Source organism: Streptomyces sp. NPDC048337, assembly GCF_043201175.1.
GTDB lineage: Bacteria > Actinomycetota > Actinomycetes > Streptomycetales > Streptomycetaceae > Streptomyces.
Genome location: NZ_JBICYR010000003.1, coordinates 281,263 through 295,751, shown reverse-complemented (window position 1 = coordinate 295,751; position 14,489 = coordinate 281,263). Strand labels below are relative to the sequence as shown.

The following is a 14,489-nucleotide window of genomic DNA, read 5'->3' as shown; positions in this document are numbered from 1 at the left end:
TCACTTGTACATCGTCTGGTTCATGGTTCCGGGTGCGTACGCGTCGGGATCGACCCATACGTTGATCAGCGAGGGCAGGCCCGACTCGCGGGCCCGCCGCAGTGCGGGGGCGATGTCGGCGGGGTCGCGGACCTCCTCGCCGTAACCGCCCAGCATCTGGGCGAACTTGTCGTAGTGGACGTCGCCGAGGGTGTTGCCGACCCGCTCGCGCTCCAGGCCGTACTTCTGCGCCTGGCCGTAACGGATCTGGTTCATCGAGGAGTTGTTGCCGACGATCCCGACGAAGGGCAGGTTGTAGCGGACGAGGGTCTCGAAGTCCCAGCCGGTGAGGGAGAACGCCCCGTCGCCGAAGAGGGCCACGACCTCCTTGTCCGGGCGTGCCTTCTTCGCGGCGAGCACGAAGGGGATGCCGACGCCGAGGGTGCCGAGCGGGCCCGGATCCATCCAGTGGCCGGGGGACTTGGGCTGTACGACCTGGCCGGAGAAGGTGACGATGTCGCCGCCGTCGCCGATGTAGATCGAGTCCTCGGTGAGGAACTCGTTGATCTCGCTGACCAGGCGGTACGGGTGGATGGGCGCGGCGTCGCTGCGCAGCTGGGGCAGCCGCTTGTCGAGGGCGATCTGCTCGGCGGCGCGCAGCTCCTCCAGCCAGGCCTTGCGCTTGACGGCGCCGCCGTTCAGCCGCCCGGAGGCCGCGGCGGTGACGGCGGCGAGCACCACACCCGGGTCGCCGACGATGCCCAGGTCGATGTCGCGGTTCTTGCCGACGGTGCGGTAGTCCAGGTCGATCTGGACCACGGTGGCGGTGGGGGAGAGGCGCTTGCCGTAGCCCATCCGGAAGTCGAAGGGCGTGCCGACGATGATGATCAGGTCGGCTCCGGCGAAGGCGTAGCGGCGCGAGAGCTGGAAGTGGTGCGGGTCGCCGGGCGGCAGGGTGCCGCGGCCGGCGCCGTTCATGTACGCGGGCACGTTGAGGGTGCGGACGAGGTCGATGGCGGCGTCGGTGGCCCTGGCGGTCCACACCTGGCTGCCGAGCAGGATCGCGGGCTTCTCGGCGTGCACGAGCAGGTCGGCGAGCTTCTCGACGTCCGCCGGGTCGCCGGCGCTGCGGGTGGAGGCGCGGTAGCGCCCGGCCTCGGGGATCCGGGCCTTGGAGAGCGGTACCTCGGCGTCCAGCACGTCGCGCGGGATCTCCAGGAAGGAGGGTCCGGGGGCGCCGTTGTAGCACTCGCGGAACGCCATCGACACCATGTCCGCGGCGCGCGCCGTGTCGGGGACGGTGGCCGCGAACTTGGTGATCGGGGTCATCATGTCGACGTGCGGGAGGTCCTGCAGCGAGCCCATCTTGTGCTGGGTGTGCGCTCCCTGACCACCGATCAGGAGCATCGGTGACTCCGCCCGGAAGGCGTTGGCGACGCCCGTGACGGCGTCCGTGGTGCCGGGGCCGGCTGTCACCACGGCGCAGCCGGGCTTGCCGGTGATGCGGGCGTAGCCGTCGGCGGCGTGTGCGGCGACCTGTTCGTGGCGTACGTCGACGACCTCGATGCCCTCGTCCACGCAGCCGTCGTAGATGTCGATGATGTGGCCGCCGCAGAGGGTGTAGATGACCTCCACGCCCTCGGCCTTGAGTGCCTTGGCGACGAGATGACCACCGGAGATGAGTTCCTCGGGCATGGCGAAGTCGCGTCCCTTCGTAGGGGAGTTGGGAGATTGCATACAGTCGACGAATACTGTATGAACCTTGTTATCCACCCATCCGGTGGCCGATGTCCAGGGGTCGAACGGCAATTTCCGAGTCAGTGTCAGACGGGAGCCGCAATGGATCTGTACGAACACCAGGCGAGGCAACTCTTCGCGGAGCATGGGATATCCGTCCCGGCGGCCGAGGTCGTGGAGGATCCCAAGGCGGCCCGGGCGGCCGCGGAACGGCTCGGCGGCCGGGTCGTCGTCAAGGCACAGGTGAAGGTGGGCGGCCGGGGCAAGGCGGGCGGGGTCGTCCTCGCGGCGGACCCGGCCACCACCGAGATCACGGCCCGGCAGATCCTCGGCATGGACATCAAGGGCCACACCGTGCACGCGCTGATGATCGCCCAACCGGTCGACATCCAGGCGGAGTTCTATGTCTCGTACGTCCTCGACCGGGCGGCCGGGGGGTTCCTGGCCATCGCCTCGGCCGAGGGCGGCGTGGACATCGAGGAGGTCGCCGCCCGCCGGCCGGAGTCGGTGACCAGGATCCCCGTGGACCCGGCGGAGGGGGTCACCGACGCGAAGGCGGCCGAGATCGCGGCGGCGGCGGGCCTCCCGGCGCAGGCCGCGCCCGTGCTGCGGCGGCTGTGGGAGGTCGTCGTACGGGAGGACGCGCTACTGGTCGAGGTCAACCCGCTGGTCCGGACGAGGGCGGGGGAGTTGGTCGCCTTGGACGGGAAGGTGACGGTGGACGACAACGCGGCCTTTCGGCAGGCACGTTGGGGTGGTGGCTCGGCTGTTGACGCTCACGCCGACCCGATCGAGGCGGCGGCCCGCGCCGAGGGGCTCAACTACGTCAAGCTCGACGGGGAGGTCGGCGTCATCGGGAACGGGGCGGGGCTGGTGATGTCCACGCTGGACGTGGTGGCGGGGTGCGGGGCCCGGCCGGCCAACTTTCTGGACATCGGTGGGGGTGCGTCGGCGGGGGTGATGACCGATGGCCTCTCGGTGATCCTCGCCGACCCGTCGGTCCGCGCGGTGCTGGTGAACGTCTTCGGGGGCATCACGGCCTGCGATGCGGTGGCCGAGGGGATCGTCCGGGCGCTGGACTCGGTCCGGCTCACGAAGCCGTTGGTTGTCCGGCTGGACGGCAACGCGGCCCCGGAGGGCCGGGCCCTCCTCTCCCGCCGGGCCCATCCTCTGGTGGAGCAGGCCACCACGATGGACGAAGCCGCCCACCAGGCGGCCGCCCTGGCCCGCTGACCCCCTCCGCTGCGCGCGGCTACCCCCACCCCACCCCTTCCCGAAACCGGGGCTCGCGACCCCGGCCGCCGCCCCCGGGGCTCCGCCCCGGACCCCGTGGGGGCTCCGCCCCCATACCCCCGCGCCTCAAACGCCGGCGGGGCTGGAATTGCCCTGCGGGCAATCCAGCACCGCCTGGGCGTGCACGTGCAGGCTGAGGCCGGCCAAAACCAGCCCCGCCGGCGTTTGAGGCGCGGGGGGCCACCCATCCACGAGCAGGAGGTACACATGGCCATCTACCTCACCAAGGACAGCCGCGTCCTGGTCCAGGGCATGACCGGAGCCGAAGGCATGCGGCACACCCGCCGCATGCTCGCCTCCGGCACCCACATAGTCGGCGGCGTCAACCCCCGCAAGGCCGGCACCGACGTCGACTTCGGAGACGACCGCGTCGTGCCCGTCTTCGGCAGCGTCCGCGAAGGCATCGACGCCACCGGTGCCGACGTCACCGTCGTCTTCGTCCCGCCCCCCTTCGCCAAGGCCGCCGTCGTCGAGGCCGCCGACGCCGGCATTCCGCTCGCCGTCGTCATCACCGAGGGCATTCCCGTCCACGACGCCGTCGCGTTCCACGCGTACGCCGCCGGCCGCGGCACCCGCGTCATCGGCCCCAACTGCCCCGGCCTGATCAGCCCCGGCCAGTCGAACGCCGGCATCATCCCCGCCGACATCGCCCCCCGCCCCGGCCGGATCGGGCTCGTCTCCAAGTCCGGCACCCTCACCTACCAGCTCATGTACGAGCTCTGCGAGATCGGCTTCACCACCGCCGTCGGCATCGGGGGCGACCCCGTCGTCGGCACCACCCACATCGACTGCCTCACCGCCTTCGAAGCCGACCCCGACACCGAACTCATCGTCCTGATCGGGGAGATCGGCGGGGACGCCGAGGAGCGGGCCGCCGCCCACATCGCCGCGCACGTCACCAAGCCGGTCGTCGGCTACATCGCCGGCTTCACCGCGCCCGAGGGCCGGACCATGGGGCACGCCGGAGCCATCGTCTCCGGCTCCCGCGGCACCGCCGAGGCCAAGAAGGCCGCCCTGGAGGCCGCCGGCGTCGCCGTCGGATCGACCCCGTCCGCCACCGCCCGGCTGGCCTTGGAGCTACTCGCCGAGCGGACGCGCCGCCCGTAGCCTCGCCGTACGGCCGCCCCGGTGCGACGGCGGCCGTACGCGAGCCACCTCCCTGTCCCGCCCACCCTCTGAGCGGAGAAACCACAGATGGCACCCACCCTCACCCTCAAGCCCGGCACGGCCTGGCCGGACGCCTGGCGACGGGCCCTCGAAGCCGCCCCCGAGGCCTTCCGCGAGGACCACGTCCTCAACCTCTGGGGCGGCTCCTGGCAGCACGACGGCAGCAGTCTGCCCGCGACCAGCCCCGTCGACGGCAGCCCCATCGCCGGGCCGCCGCGCCTGGACTCCGCCACCGCGGGCCGGGCCGTACGGGCGAGCCTCGACGCGCACCGCGCCTGGCGCCACGTCCCGCTGCCCGAACGCCGCGCCCGGGTCGGCGCCGCCCTCGACGCCCTCACCGAGCACCGTGAACTGCTCTCGCTCCTGCTCGTCTGGGAGATCGGCAAGCCCTGGCGGCTCGCCCGCGCCGATGTGGACCGGGCCGTGGACGGCGTCCGCTGGTACGTGGAGCACATCGAGACCATGGTCGCGGGGCGCACCCCGCTCGGCGGGCCCGTCTCCAACATCGCCAGCTGGAACTACCCCATGTCCGTCCTGGTGCACGCCATGCTCGTCCAGGCGCTCGCCGGCAACGCCGTCATCGCGAAGACACCCACCGACGGCGGCCTCGCCTGCCTGACCCTCGCCTGCGCGCTGATCCGGCGCGAGGGCATCCCCGTCACCCTCGTCAGCGGCAGCGGGGCCGAGCTGTCCGAAGCCCTCGTCCGCTCCCCGGAGATCGGCTGCGTCTCCTTCGTCGGCGGCCGCGACACCGGCGCGCGGATCGCCACCGCCGTCACAGACCTCGGCAAACGCCACATCCTGGAGCAGGAGGGCCTCAACACCTGGGGTGTGTGGGAGCACACGGACTGGGCGGCCCTGACGGCCGTCATCCCCAAGCTCTTCGACTACGGCAAGCAGCGCTGTACCGCCTACCCCCGTTTCGTCGTCCAGCGCACCGCCTTCGACGCCTTCCTCGCCGCCTACCTCCCGGCCGTCGCCTCCATCCGTACGGGCCACCCCCTCGCGGTCGCCCGCCCCGAAGACCCGCTGCCCGAACTGGACTTCGGGCCCCTCATCAACGCGGCCAAGGCCAAGGAGCTCACCGATCAGGCCGCCGAGGCCGTCGAACGGGGCGCCGTACCGCTCTTCCGCGGCTCGCTCGACCCGGCCCGCTTCCTGCCCGGCCAGGACATCTCCGCGTACGTGGCCCCGCTCACCCTGCTCAGCCCGCCGGCCTCCTCCCCGCTCCACCACGCCGAACCCTTCGGCCCCGTCGACACGATCGTCCTCGTCGACACCGAGGCGGAGCTGCTCGCCGCCATGAACGCCTCCGGCGGGGCCCTGGTCGCCACCCTGTCCACGGACGATCCGGCCACCTTCGCGCGGCTCGCCCCGCAGATCCGGGCCTTCAAGCTCGGCCACGGCACCCCCCGCTCCCGGGGCGACCGCGAGGAGCTCTTCGGTGGCTTCGGCGGCTCCTGGCGCGGCGCGTTCGTGGGCGGCGAACTGCTCGTCCACGCCGTCACCGACGGCCCGCCCGGCGAACGCCTGCCGGGCAACTTTCCCGAGTACCGGCTGATGCCGTAGCGGGCGCGGCGGTTCGGGTTCCTCCCCCGCGCGGGGGAGCAACCCGGTCCGGGGGGAGGATGCGGCGCCGCCCGGGCCGGAACAGGATGGGGTCATGACCCGAACGACAAGAACCCAGTGGATCTCCGCACTCGTCGCCTGTGCGGGTGCGCTCGCCTACACCGTCGGCAAGATCGACCTCGCGCGCAAGGGGGAGATCGGGATGCCGGGCTTCCCCGCCCCGCCCGAGGCCTACGCCGGCATCGCGGACGTCCAGGCCGCCCAGCTGGGCAATGCCGGACTCGGGCTGCTCATGGCGGTCACCGCCCTGTTGCTTCTGCGGCTGCCGGCCGCGCGGTTCCTGCGGTGGGGCGCGGTGGCCGTCTCCTGGGCGGGCATCCTGATGGTCGGGGCTGGGGTCATCGGATTCGCCGCCCGGGCGACCGGGCTGGCGCCGAGCCTGGGCGCCGTACCCCCCGACATGGCCACCGCGGTCGTGGCGCTCGCGGTCGGCGCGCTGTGGGTCGCGGCCTGGTCCGTGGCGACCGTCGGTGCCATGCGCGCGCCCGGCCGGCGCCCCGCCGCCGGCTGAGGGGGCCCACCGGTCGGGGCGGCACGACAGACGTCCGGCCCGGCCCCCGCGGTGCGGGGACCGGGCCGGACTTCAGGTGGTCAGGCGGGCGTCAGCTCACCTGGACCGTGACGTCGTCCACGACGAAGGAGGTCTGCAGGGACTGGTCCTCCACGCCGTTGAACTTCAGGGTGACGGTCTGACCGGCGAACTGCGCGAGGTTGTACGTCTTCTGGACGTAGCCGGAGTTCGCGTCCAGGTTGGAGAGGGTCTCCAGGGTCTGACCGCCGACCGAGACGGTGAACTTGTCGTAGACCACGTTCTCCGTCTCGTCCGTGTCGATGTGCAGGAAGAAGGCGAGCTGGTACGAGGAGCAGCCCGACGGGATCGTCAGCGACTGGGAGGCGCTGTCCGTGTGGCTGGACCCGTACCCGTTCAGCCACGCCATGTAGCTCCCGCCGTGCGGGACCTGGCCCGACTGGTTGGTGATGACACCGGCGGTCGCGGTCCACGGGCTGGCGCCGTTCTCGAAGCCGCCGTTGACCACCAGCTGGCGCGGCGTGCAGCTGCCGCCGCCGGTCACGGTCAGGGTGTAGGTGGTGCTGTGGCTGACGGTGCCCTGGCCGGTGACGGTCAGGGTGTAGGTGCCCGGGACGGTGCTCGCGCCCACCTGCACGGAGAGCGTGGAGGAGCTGCCGGACTGGACGGAGGTCGGGCTGAGGGTGGCGGTGACGCCGGCCGGTGCGCCGGAGACGGACAGGGCCACGGTCTGGGCGGCGCCGCTCACGGTGGTGGTGTTGACGGTGGCGGAGGTGGAGCCGCCGGGGGCCGCGGAGCCCGCGGACGGGCTGGTGGCGAGGGAGAAGTCCTGTGCGGGCGTCTCACCGCCGACGGCCTGCTTCCAGACGGCGTAGGCGACACCGTCCGCGCTGCGGTCCAGGACCGTCGCGTTGATGTTGTTGGCGGTGTCGCAGGAGCTGTGGTAGCAGGAGTCGTACGCCGCGTTCGCGGTGCCGCCCCACTTCGCGGCCTGCGCCGAGGTCTTGCGGGCGCTGGCCCCGGCCGCGTAGCCGGAGGTGGGGATGCCCCCCTGCTGGAAGGAGTAGTCGTCACTGCGGCCCTGGCCCTCGGTGTTCTCCTCGGGCGCGAGGTTGAGCGAGGTCCAGTACGCCTTCAGCGGGGCGGCGGTGGTGGAGTTGACGTTGTTGATGAAGTAGCCGCCGTTGGGCGAGCCGACCATGTCGAAGTTGTAGTAGGCCTTGATGGCGGCCTTCTGGGCGCTGCTGAGCTGGCCCACGTAGAACTCGGAGCCGTTGAGGCCCTGTTCCTCGTCCGTCCACCAGGCGAAGCGGACGTGCTTCGTCATCGTGGGGTTCTTCTGGGCGAGGACGAGGGCGTTCTCCAGCAGGGTCGCGGAGCCCGAGCCGTTGTCGTTGATGCCGGGGCCGGCCGAGACGCCGTCGAGGTGCGCGCCGAACATGACGACCTGGTCGGCGGGGCCGCCCGGCCAGTCGGCGATCAGGTTGTTCGACGGGTAGGTGCAGGAGGTGCAGTTCTGCTCGGTCACCGTGTAGCCGGCGGCCTGCAGCTTGCCCTTCACGTACGCCAGCGACTGGGTGTAGCCGCCGCTGCCCGCCCGGCGGTTGCCGCCGTTCTGGGAGGCGATCGTGTTCAACTGGGCCAGGTGCGCCTGGACGTTGGCGACGCTGATGTCCGGCGGGTCGTTGCCGGGCTGGGTCCCGCCGACGTTCAGCGCGTAGTCGACGGTGTGGGAGAGGGTCGTGCCCTGCCCCTTGACGACGACGGTGGAGGCGCCGGGCGCCGCGTTCGCCGTGGCGGTCAGGGTCAGGGTCGAGGACTGGCCGGACTGCACGGTGGCCGGGTTGAAGGAGGCGCTCACCCCGGCGGGCAGCCCGCTCGCCGTCAGCGTCACCGACTGGGCGGAGCCGGTCGTGATGGTGGTGGCGATGGTGGTGGTGACCGTACCGCCCTGCTGGACGGTGCCCGAGGAGGGGTTCAGCGCCAGCGAGAAGTCGCTGCTCTGGCTCGGGGTGCAGGTCGGGTCACCGGTCTGGGCGGGCACGCTGATGGCGTCCCAGGCGGCCTTGGTCTTGGTGAAGAGGTCACAGGTGGCGTCCAGCGACTTCGCCGAACTCAGCGTCGCCGTCCGGTACTTCTTGTACGACATGCTGCTCGTCTTGAGCAGCATCCCCCCGTAGAAGATCTTGCCCGCGTTCTGGACGCCCACGCCGGTCACCGTGGACTGGTTGCAGGTGGGGCTGCTGGGCTTGCCGCCGCCCGGGTTGCTGCCCTCGGCGAGCAGGTAGAACCAGTGGTTCAGCGGACCCGCGGCCTTGTGCACCTCCGTGCCCGGTATCGCGGAGCTGTAGCAGGCCGGGTCGTTGTTGACGGCCGGCGGGTTGTACATGTTGCGGATCGGGCCCCGGCCCTGGAGGTCGATGACCTCGCCGACCGTGTAGTCCGGGGTGTCGTACGGGGACGGCTCGTTGATGTACGCCTCGGTCAGCGCGCCGAAGATGTCACCGGTGGCCTCGCCGAGCCCGGCCTCCTGACCGCTGGTGCCGCCGGGGGTGTTGCTGTCGATCGCGTGCCCGTACTCGTGGGCCACCACGTCCACGCCGGCGATCCACTCGTTGGCGCTGTTGTGCCCGATGGTGACCGAGCTGCCGTCCCAGTAGGCGTTGAGGTCGCCCAGACCGACCTTGCCCGGGAAGCTGCGCCCGTTGCCGCTGACGCCGTTGCGGCCCAGCCACTGGCCGAGCATGTCCCACTGCTTCTGCGCGGCGAACATCAGGTCCACGCAGCCGGTCTCCTTGCTCGTGGGGTTTCCGGTGCCCCAGGAGTCGGAGGACTTCGTGAAGACCGTGCCGCTGCTGTAGTCCGCGCAGCTCAGGCCGGTGCGGTTCGGGTCGCGCAGGGTGTACGTGGAGCCCGAGTTGGTGGTGTCGATGGTGAGCGGGTTCGGGCCGTTCCACTTGCTGTTGCCGCTGCCCGCGACCACGTCGTCGTAGCTGTCCACGAACGCGCCGCTGCGGGCGTCGACGAAGACGTGGAGCTTGCTGGGCGCGGACTTGGTCCGGCCGGTCAGGACGGTCTCCCAGGCCAGGACCGGCTTGTCGTCCTTGAGCCGCACGACGAGCCGGCTGCTCTCGACCTTGTCGACCGAGGCCAGCTTCGTCCGTGAGGTGGCCTCGGCGTCCTTGGCGCCGACCGAGGCGCGGGTGGCCACGTCGATCCGTACGGAGGAGGCGGACTGGAGGGCGCGTACCTTGCCCGCGCCGTCCGCGAGCACGACCGCGTCGCCGCCGACGACCGGCAGGCCGCGGTAGCTGCGCTCGTACGCCACCGAGTAGAGGTCCTTCAGCCAGGGGGTGACCAGGCGTCGTTCGTACCGCTCCTGCGAGGAGTTGACCAGGGAGTCGAGACCGCTGTTGACGGCCTGGTCGGCGGCCGCGACCGCGCGCGCGGCCGGGGTGTCGTTCCGGGACGGTGCGGGCTGCGCCTGCTGCGCCGCCGATGCCGTCCCGGCCAGGGCGCCGGCAAGGCTCGCGGTCAGCGCCATCGCTGCCACGGCCGCCGTCCATCTGGTGGGCTGCAACGTCCACTCCGATCGTGGGGGGTTGGGAGTGCGGGATCGTTCGCGGCCGAGTATGAGCGTGGACATGACGAGAATGGGACATCCCGGCCGGCATAAGGCCGGCGTTATGGTGCGGTGGCGGCGCGCTGCGTACGCTGCCCGGATGCAGCTGGAGTTGAGGCATCTGCAAGCCGTCTGCCGGATTGCGGAGGCGGGCAGCCTGGGGGGCGCGGCGCGGCGGCTCGGCGTGTCACAGCCCGCACTCTCCGCCCAGCTGCGCCGCATCGAGCGGGTCACGGGCGGCGAACTCTTCGTACGGGGCAGGAGCGGGGTGGAGCCCACGGCGCTCGGCCAGTTCGTGCTCGCCAAGGCCCGCCGCGTGCTCAACGAGATGGAGGCCCTGGGCGCGGAGGCGCGCGCCATCGCCACCGGTACCCCGCTGCGGCTGGGCTGCATCCTCCTGGTCCTGCTCGACGGACTGCTCGCCCGGACCGACCTGTCCATGAACGGTCAGGAGATCTCCGTGGACCTGGAGCACTCGGTCACCGCGCTCGCCCGGATGCTCGGCGCCGGACGCTACGACGCCATCGTCTACGGCGAGGTCAACGACCACGAGGTACCGCTCCCCGAGGGGGCCCTCGCACGCACCCTGGTCTCGAAGGAGCCCTTCTGCATCCGGCTGTCGGCGCGCCACCCCCTCGCCGCGCTGGACGGCATCGACCTCGCCGACCTGGCCGACGAGTCGTGGATGACGCCGGTGGAGGACGACGATGGAGGCCCCGAGGCCCTCGTCGCCGCCTGCGCCAAGGCCGGGTTCAGCCCGTCACTGCGCTACCGGATCACCGACCGCAAGATCGCCTACGACCTCATCGCCGCGGGCCGCGCGATCTCGCTGAGCCAGCCGACGGCCCCGCCGGCGGAGGGCACGGTGATGCGCCCGCTGGTCGGCGCGCCCATCACCGGCCGGATCCGCCTCGCCTGGAACCGCTCGGCGGTCTCCGCCGGGCAGGCGCAGCTGCTCTACGGGGCCGCGGCCCGGGCCTATCTGGCCAACGTGGACAACAACGCCTTCCACAAGGCCTGGTGGGACGCCCACCCGGAGGCGCACCCGGCGATGGACTGAGCGGGCCCCCGACTCAGGCCTGGCGGTGGGCGGTGAGCAACAGGTACTCCCACTCCATGGAGCCGTCCCGGAGGTGGTCGCCCGCCAGGGCGTCGAGCTCGGCGTCCAGGGCGGCGGCGCGCTCGGGGTCGTGGGCGAGGCTGCGGTAGACGGCGATGGTCGGCCCGTAGGTGGCCTTGAAGAACGCGCGGAAGTCCGCGGGCTGCGGGAACCGGTCCACGTGGACGGTCTCCCGGCGGGCGTCGACATCGGTGACGCGGTCGCCGAACAGCTCGTGGACGTGCTCCTCGTCCCCCCACAGCGGCGGCGGCTGCGCCCCGGGCGGAGGCGGGGGCGCGTACGGCTTCATCGTGGCGAACATCCGGCCTATGAAGCCCTGCGGGGTCCAGTTGACCAGCCCGACGGTGCCGCCGGAGCGGCAGACGCGCAGCAGTTCGTCGGCGGCGGTCTGGTGGTGCGGGGCGAACATGACGCCGACGCACGACATCACGATGTCGAACTCGCCGTCCGCGAAGGGCAGCGACTCCGCGTCCGCCTCCCGCCACTCCAGCCGGGCGCCCCGTACGGCGGCCAGGTGCCGGCCGATCTCCAGCAGCTCCGGGGTGAGGTCGGACGCCACCACGTCGGCTCCGGCCAGGGCGGCCGGAATGGCCGCGTTGCCGGAGCCCGCCGCGACGTCGAGTACGCGGTCGCCCTTCCGCACGCCGCATTCGCGGACCAGCCGGGCGCCCAGATCCGGGATGACGTGGGAGACGACCGACGGGTAGTCGCCCAGGGCCCACATCGCGCGGTGCTTGGCCTTCAGGGCGCGGTCGGCCTGGACCGCTTCGCTCGGCTCGGTCATGACAGCCGCCCTCCGGGGGCCTGAGCAGCCCCTTTCTCCGAGCATAGGTATCTTTCCCGGCCCCAGCCCGTCGGCGGCGGACCGGTCAGCTCCGGCTGTTGAGGAACCCGATGGCGACGGCGCCCCACCAGGCGATCTGCGAGACGGTCGCGGACAGGGCGCCCCGCACGAGGAGGGAGCGGGTGGCGGGCCGGCCGTCAAGGGCGGCCAGCCGCCGGTGCAGGACGCCGGCCTGGACGCCGTTCAGCGCGAGCACCAGGACGAGGCAGAGCTTGACGCAGGTGAGCGGCGAGGAGAGGTCGGGGTGGAGGAAGGCGCCGCTGGCGATGAGACCGGCCAGACCCGCCCAGACCGGCACGTGCAGGGGCGCGGTGAAGCCGACGACCTCGCTCAGGGCCTTGCGGCCGCCGAGCCAGAGGAGCCCGTAGTAGTCGATGGCGAGGACCGCGCCGAAGCCGACGACGAGGGAGGCGAGGTGCACGAACAGCGCCGCCATGTGGAGCGTGGAGTCCGCCCGCAGGTGGACGGCCACCCAGGTGCTGGCGCCCCATACCGCGCACACGGCCAGGGAGGCCAGGGTGGGGCCGCACCACCCGGGAACCCGCAGCAGATCGGCCGGCTGCGCCGGTCTTCGGCGCATCGAGGTGACATCTGCGGTGGACATGGTGCTCCGGTGGCGGGACGTGAGGGTGAGCCCACACCTCTCAGCGCGAGCGAAGGTAAGGCTGCCCTAAGCGTAAGGTTTTCGTCAATGTGATCTCACCGGAGCTCTCCGTGGCCCCGCATGCGCCCACCAGGCAAGATCGGCGGCCTACGCGAAATCGCGCGCGAACCCCTCCCGGAAACCGGGCCGCGCGACCGCCTCGTCGAAGGCGCGGGCGGCGCGCGCCAGCCCCGCCTCGTTCTCCTGTGCGGTGGCGAGTTCCGCCAGGTAGGCGGGCAGGCTCAGGCCACGGGCCGCGGCGAGCGCGGTGAGCCGGTCGTGGACCTCGGTGTCGACCTCGACTGTGGTGGTGTCAGCCATGTTCCGAGTATGCGCGCCCGCGAGCGGCACGGGGGCCGGTTCGCGGACGCGCGAGGGGGGATCAGCGGCGCGCCGGGTGCGCTACAGGGAGCACGCGTTGACGGTGTCGGTGCCGGCCGGGGCCTTCGGCACGGTGTGGCTCGGCGGTGGCGGGGTGGCGCCCTTCGCCGTCCAGGCCGTCAGCGTGTCGAAGGCCGTCCGCAGGCACGGCGACATCGGTCGGACGCCGACGTCGGCGAACTTGTCGTACAGGCCGTCGGAGTGCGTCCCGCCCTCGATCCGGTAGTACCGGTGCATACCCCCGCGCCCGGCGTCCTCGACCATCCTGTCGTAGACGTCACCGCTCCTGGAGATCGGCAGGAGCGCGTCGAGCGTCCCCTGTACGGTGATCAGCGGCCGGCCGATCCGACCGGTCAGGGAGAGCCGCCCGACCGTCTCGTGCACGCTGTCCGGCCGGTCGGCGTAGACGTAGTCGGTGTCACAGCCCGGCTGGGTGCCCTCCTTGCAGAACGGGGTTCCGGCCTCCTTGTCGCCGTCGTACTCCGGGTCCACCTCCTCGCGCATGATCCGCTGGAGCGCGTCCCACTGCTTGTCGTAGTGGAAGCCCCACATCGTCTCGGATTCGGCCGGATACCCGGCGGCGATCATCGCCTCGCGGGCGCCCGGCTCCTTGGCGACGACGCGCGGATAGGCGCGCAGCGCGGCCGGGGCCGTGTCCAGGATGTTGGGGCTGTCCTCGGTGAACAGCAGGCCGTGCATCTCCACCCCGCCCGTGTACAGCTCCGGGTGGTTCTCCAGCTGCCACCGCACCAGGTAGCCGCCGGCCGAGGCGCCCGCCATGTACGTGCGAGCGGGCATCCGGCCGTAGTGCCGTGCGGCGGTCTGCTTGGCGGCCACGGCCAACTGCGTCACGCGCTCGTGCCATTCCGCGATCGCGTCGCCCGGCCGCTGCCCGTCCGTGTAGATCCTCGGGCCCGTGTTGCCCTTGTCGGTGGCCGCGTACGCGTAGCCCTGGGCCAGTACGTGGTCCGATATCAGGCGGTCGTTGGCGTACTGCGCGCGCGTACCGGGCGGCCCGGCGACGACCAGGCCGCCGTTCCAGCGGGCGGGGAGCCTGATGACGAACTGGCTGTCGTGATTCCACTGGTGGTGGGTGTTCGTGGTCGAGGAGTCGGGGAAGTAGCCGTCGAGCTGGACCCCCTTGACCCCGGACGGGTTGACCGCGCCGGTCGCTTCGAGGCCGACCCAGTCGGCCGGTTCGGTGTGCCCGGAGTTCCGGGTCCCGGCCGTCGTCAGATCGGCCAGGCAGGCGCCGGTCACGTACGCGGCACCCGGCACGCGCACCGAACACCGCGAGGTGGTGGCCCGGTCGGGCTCCGCTACCGCGCTCGCGTCGGCCGTACCGAGCGTCGCCGCCAGCAGCGCCGCGGCGACGGCGGCGACTGCGGTGAGGGGGCGGGCAGTTCTCATCAGAGGCGTTCCTGTCTTCTCGTCTCTTCGGTTCCGCGGGGAGCCGATGCCCCGCTGTCCGGCGCCACCGACCCTAGGAAGACCCGTGCACCGGGCCCCAGATGCCGAGCGGCCACACCGGGCGGGGCAGGCCCG

Annotated in this window: 11 protein-coding genes; 5 read left to right on the top strand and 6 right to left on the bottom strand. The window is 72.0% G+C overall.

Going from position 1 to position 14,489, the window contains the following annotated elements; genetic code table 11:
• A complete protein-coding gene (locus tag ACGFYU_RS07060; RefSeq protein WP_393826236.1) occupies positions 1-1,674 on the bottom strand; it encodes a thiamine pyrophosphate-binding protein in 1,674 nt (557 codons plus the stop codon).
• A gap of 144 nt (positions 1,675-1,818) precedes the next feature.
• Here ACGFYU_RS07060 and sucC point away from each other — a divergent pair, with 144 nt between their 5' ends.
• The 4 genes from sucC (at position 1,819) to ACGFYU_RS07040 (ending at position 6,316) form a co-directional block, all read left to right on the top strand.
• Entirely contained in the window at positions 1,819-2,949 is a 1,131-nt protein-coding gene (gene sucC, locus ACGFYU_RS07055) for an ADP-forming succinate--CoA ligase subunit beta (protein ID WP_393826235.1), read from the top strand.
• A gap of 267 nt (positions 2,950-3,216) precedes the next feature.
• Positions 3,217-4,116, top strand: coding sequence for a succinate--CoA ligase subunit alpha (gene sucD / locus ACGFYU_RS07050; RefSeq protein WP_393826234.1), 900 nt, complete (start codon positions 3,217-3,219; stop codon positions 4,114-4,116).
• Between the two features lie 87 nt (positions 4,117-4,203).
• On the top strand, positions 4,204-5,745 hold the full coding sequence (locus tag ACGFYU_RS07045) for an aldehyde dehydrogenase family protein (protein ID WP_393826233.1): 1,542 nt from the start codon (positions 4,204-4,206) through the stop codon (positions 5,743-5,745).
• Positions 5,746-5,839: 94 nt separating this feature from the next.
• Positions 5,840-6,316, top strand: coding sequence for a hypothetical protein (locus ACGFYU_RS07040; RefSeq protein ID WP_393826232.1), 477 nt, complete (start codon positions 5,840-5,842; stop codon positions 6,314-6,316).
• Positions 6,317-6,407: 91 nt separating this feature from the next.
• On the opposite strand, the gene ACGFYU_RS07035 is transcribed toward ACGFYU_RS07040, so the two are convergent.
• Complete coding sequence (locus tag ACGFYU_RS07035; RefSeq protein ID WP_393826410.1) at positions 6,408-9,878, bottom strand: M28 family peptidase; 3,471 nt, start codon at positions 9,876-9,878, stop codon at positions 6,408-6,410.
• A 178-nt stretch (positions 9,879-10,056) separates the two neighbouring features.
• Here ACGFYU_RS07035 and ACGFYU_RS07030 point away from each other — a divergent pair, with 178 nt between their 5' ends.
• Complete coding sequence (locus ACGFYU_RS07030) at positions 10,057-11,016, top strand: LysR family transcriptional regulator (RefSeq protein ID WP_393826231.1); 960 nt, start codon at positions 10,057-10,059, stop codon at positions 11,014-11,016.
• A gap of 13 nt (positions 11,017-11,029) precedes the next feature.
• Here ACGFYU_RS07030 and ACGFYU_RS07025 read toward each other — a convergent pair whose 3' ends face one another.
• From ACGFYU_RS07025 to ACGFYU_RS07010, 4 genes are all read right to left on the bottom strand, one after another.
• On the bottom strand, positions 11,030-11,860 hold the full coding sequence (locus tag ACGFYU_RS07025) for a class I SAM-dependent methyltransferase (protein WP_393826230.1): 831 nt from the start codon (positions 11,858-11,860) through the stop codon (positions 11,030-11,032).
• Positions 11,861-11,945: 85 nt separating this feature from the next.
• The gene (locus ACGFYU_RS07020; RefSeq protein WP_393826229.1) at positions 11,946-12,524 is read right to left on the bottom strand and encodes a hypothetical protein; all 579 of its coding nucleotides are present in this window, start codon (positions 12,522-12,524) and stop codon (positions 11,946-11,948) included.
• 147 nt (positions 12,525-12,671) lie between these two features.
• The gene (locus ACGFYU_RS07015; RefSeq protein ID WP_393826228.1) at positions 12,672-12,884 is read right to left on the bottom strand and encodes an antitoxin MazE7; all 213 of its coding nucleotides are present in this window, start codon (positions 12,882-12,884) and stop codon (positions 12,672-12,674) included.
• A gap of 81 nt (positions 12,885-12,965) precedes the next feature.
• On the bottom strand, positions 12,966-14,354 hold the full coding sequence (locus ACGFYU_RS07010; protein WP_393826227.1) for a tannase/feruloyl esterase family alpha/beta hydrolase: 1,389 nt from the start codon (positions 14,352-14,354) through the stop codon (positions 12,966-12,968).
• Between the last annotated feature and the right edge of the window lie 135 nt (positions 14,355-14,489).

Bases quoted from the DNA above. Each gene is read 5' to 3' on its own strand.
- ACGFYU_RS07025 (WP_393826230.1), bottom strand. From the start codon at position 11,860: ATGACCGAGCCGAGCGAAGCGGTCCAGGCCGACCGCGCCCTGAAGGCC.
- ACGFYU_RS07040 (WP_393826232.1), top strand. From the start codon at position 5,840: ATGACCCGAACGACAAGAACCCAGTGGATCTCCGCACTCGTCGCCTGT.
- sucD (WP_393826234.1), top strand. From the start codon at position 3,217: ATGGCCATCTACCTCACCAAGGACAGCCGCGTCCTGGTCCAGGGCATG.
- ACGFYU_RS07020 (WP_393826229.1), bottom strand. From the start codon at position 12,524: ATGTCCACCGCAGATGTCACCTCGATGCGCCGAAGACCGGCGCAGCCG.
- ACGFYU_RS07060 (WP_393826236.1), bottom strand. From the start codon at position 1,674: ATGCCCGAGGAACTCATCTCCGGTGGTCATCTCGTCGCCAAGGCACTC.
- ACGFYU_RS07045 (WP_393826233.1), top strand. From the start codon at position 4,204: ATGGCACCCACCCTCACCCTCAAGCCCGGCACGGCCTGGCCGGACGCC.
- ACGFYU_RS07015 (WP_393826228.1), bottom strand. From the start codon at position 12,884: ATGGCTGACACCACCACAGTCGAGGTCGACACCGAGGTCCACGACCGG.
- ACGFYU_RS07030 (WP_393826231.1), top strand. From the start codon at position 10,057: ATGCAGCTGGAGTTGAGGCATCTGCAAGCCGTCTGCCGGATTGCGGAG.
- sucC (WP_393826235.1), top strand. From the start codon at position 1,819: ATGGATCTGTACGAACACCAGGCGAGGCAACTCTTCGCGGAGCATGGG.
- ACGFYU_RS07010 (WP_393826227.1), bottom strand. From the start codon at position 14,354: ATGAGAACTGCCCGCCCCCTCACCGCAGTCGCCGCCGTCGCCGCGGCG.
- ACGFYU_RS07035 (WP_393826410.1), bottom strand. From the start codon at position 9,878: ATGGCGCTGACCGCGAGCCTTGCCGGCGCCCTGGCCGGGACGGCATCG.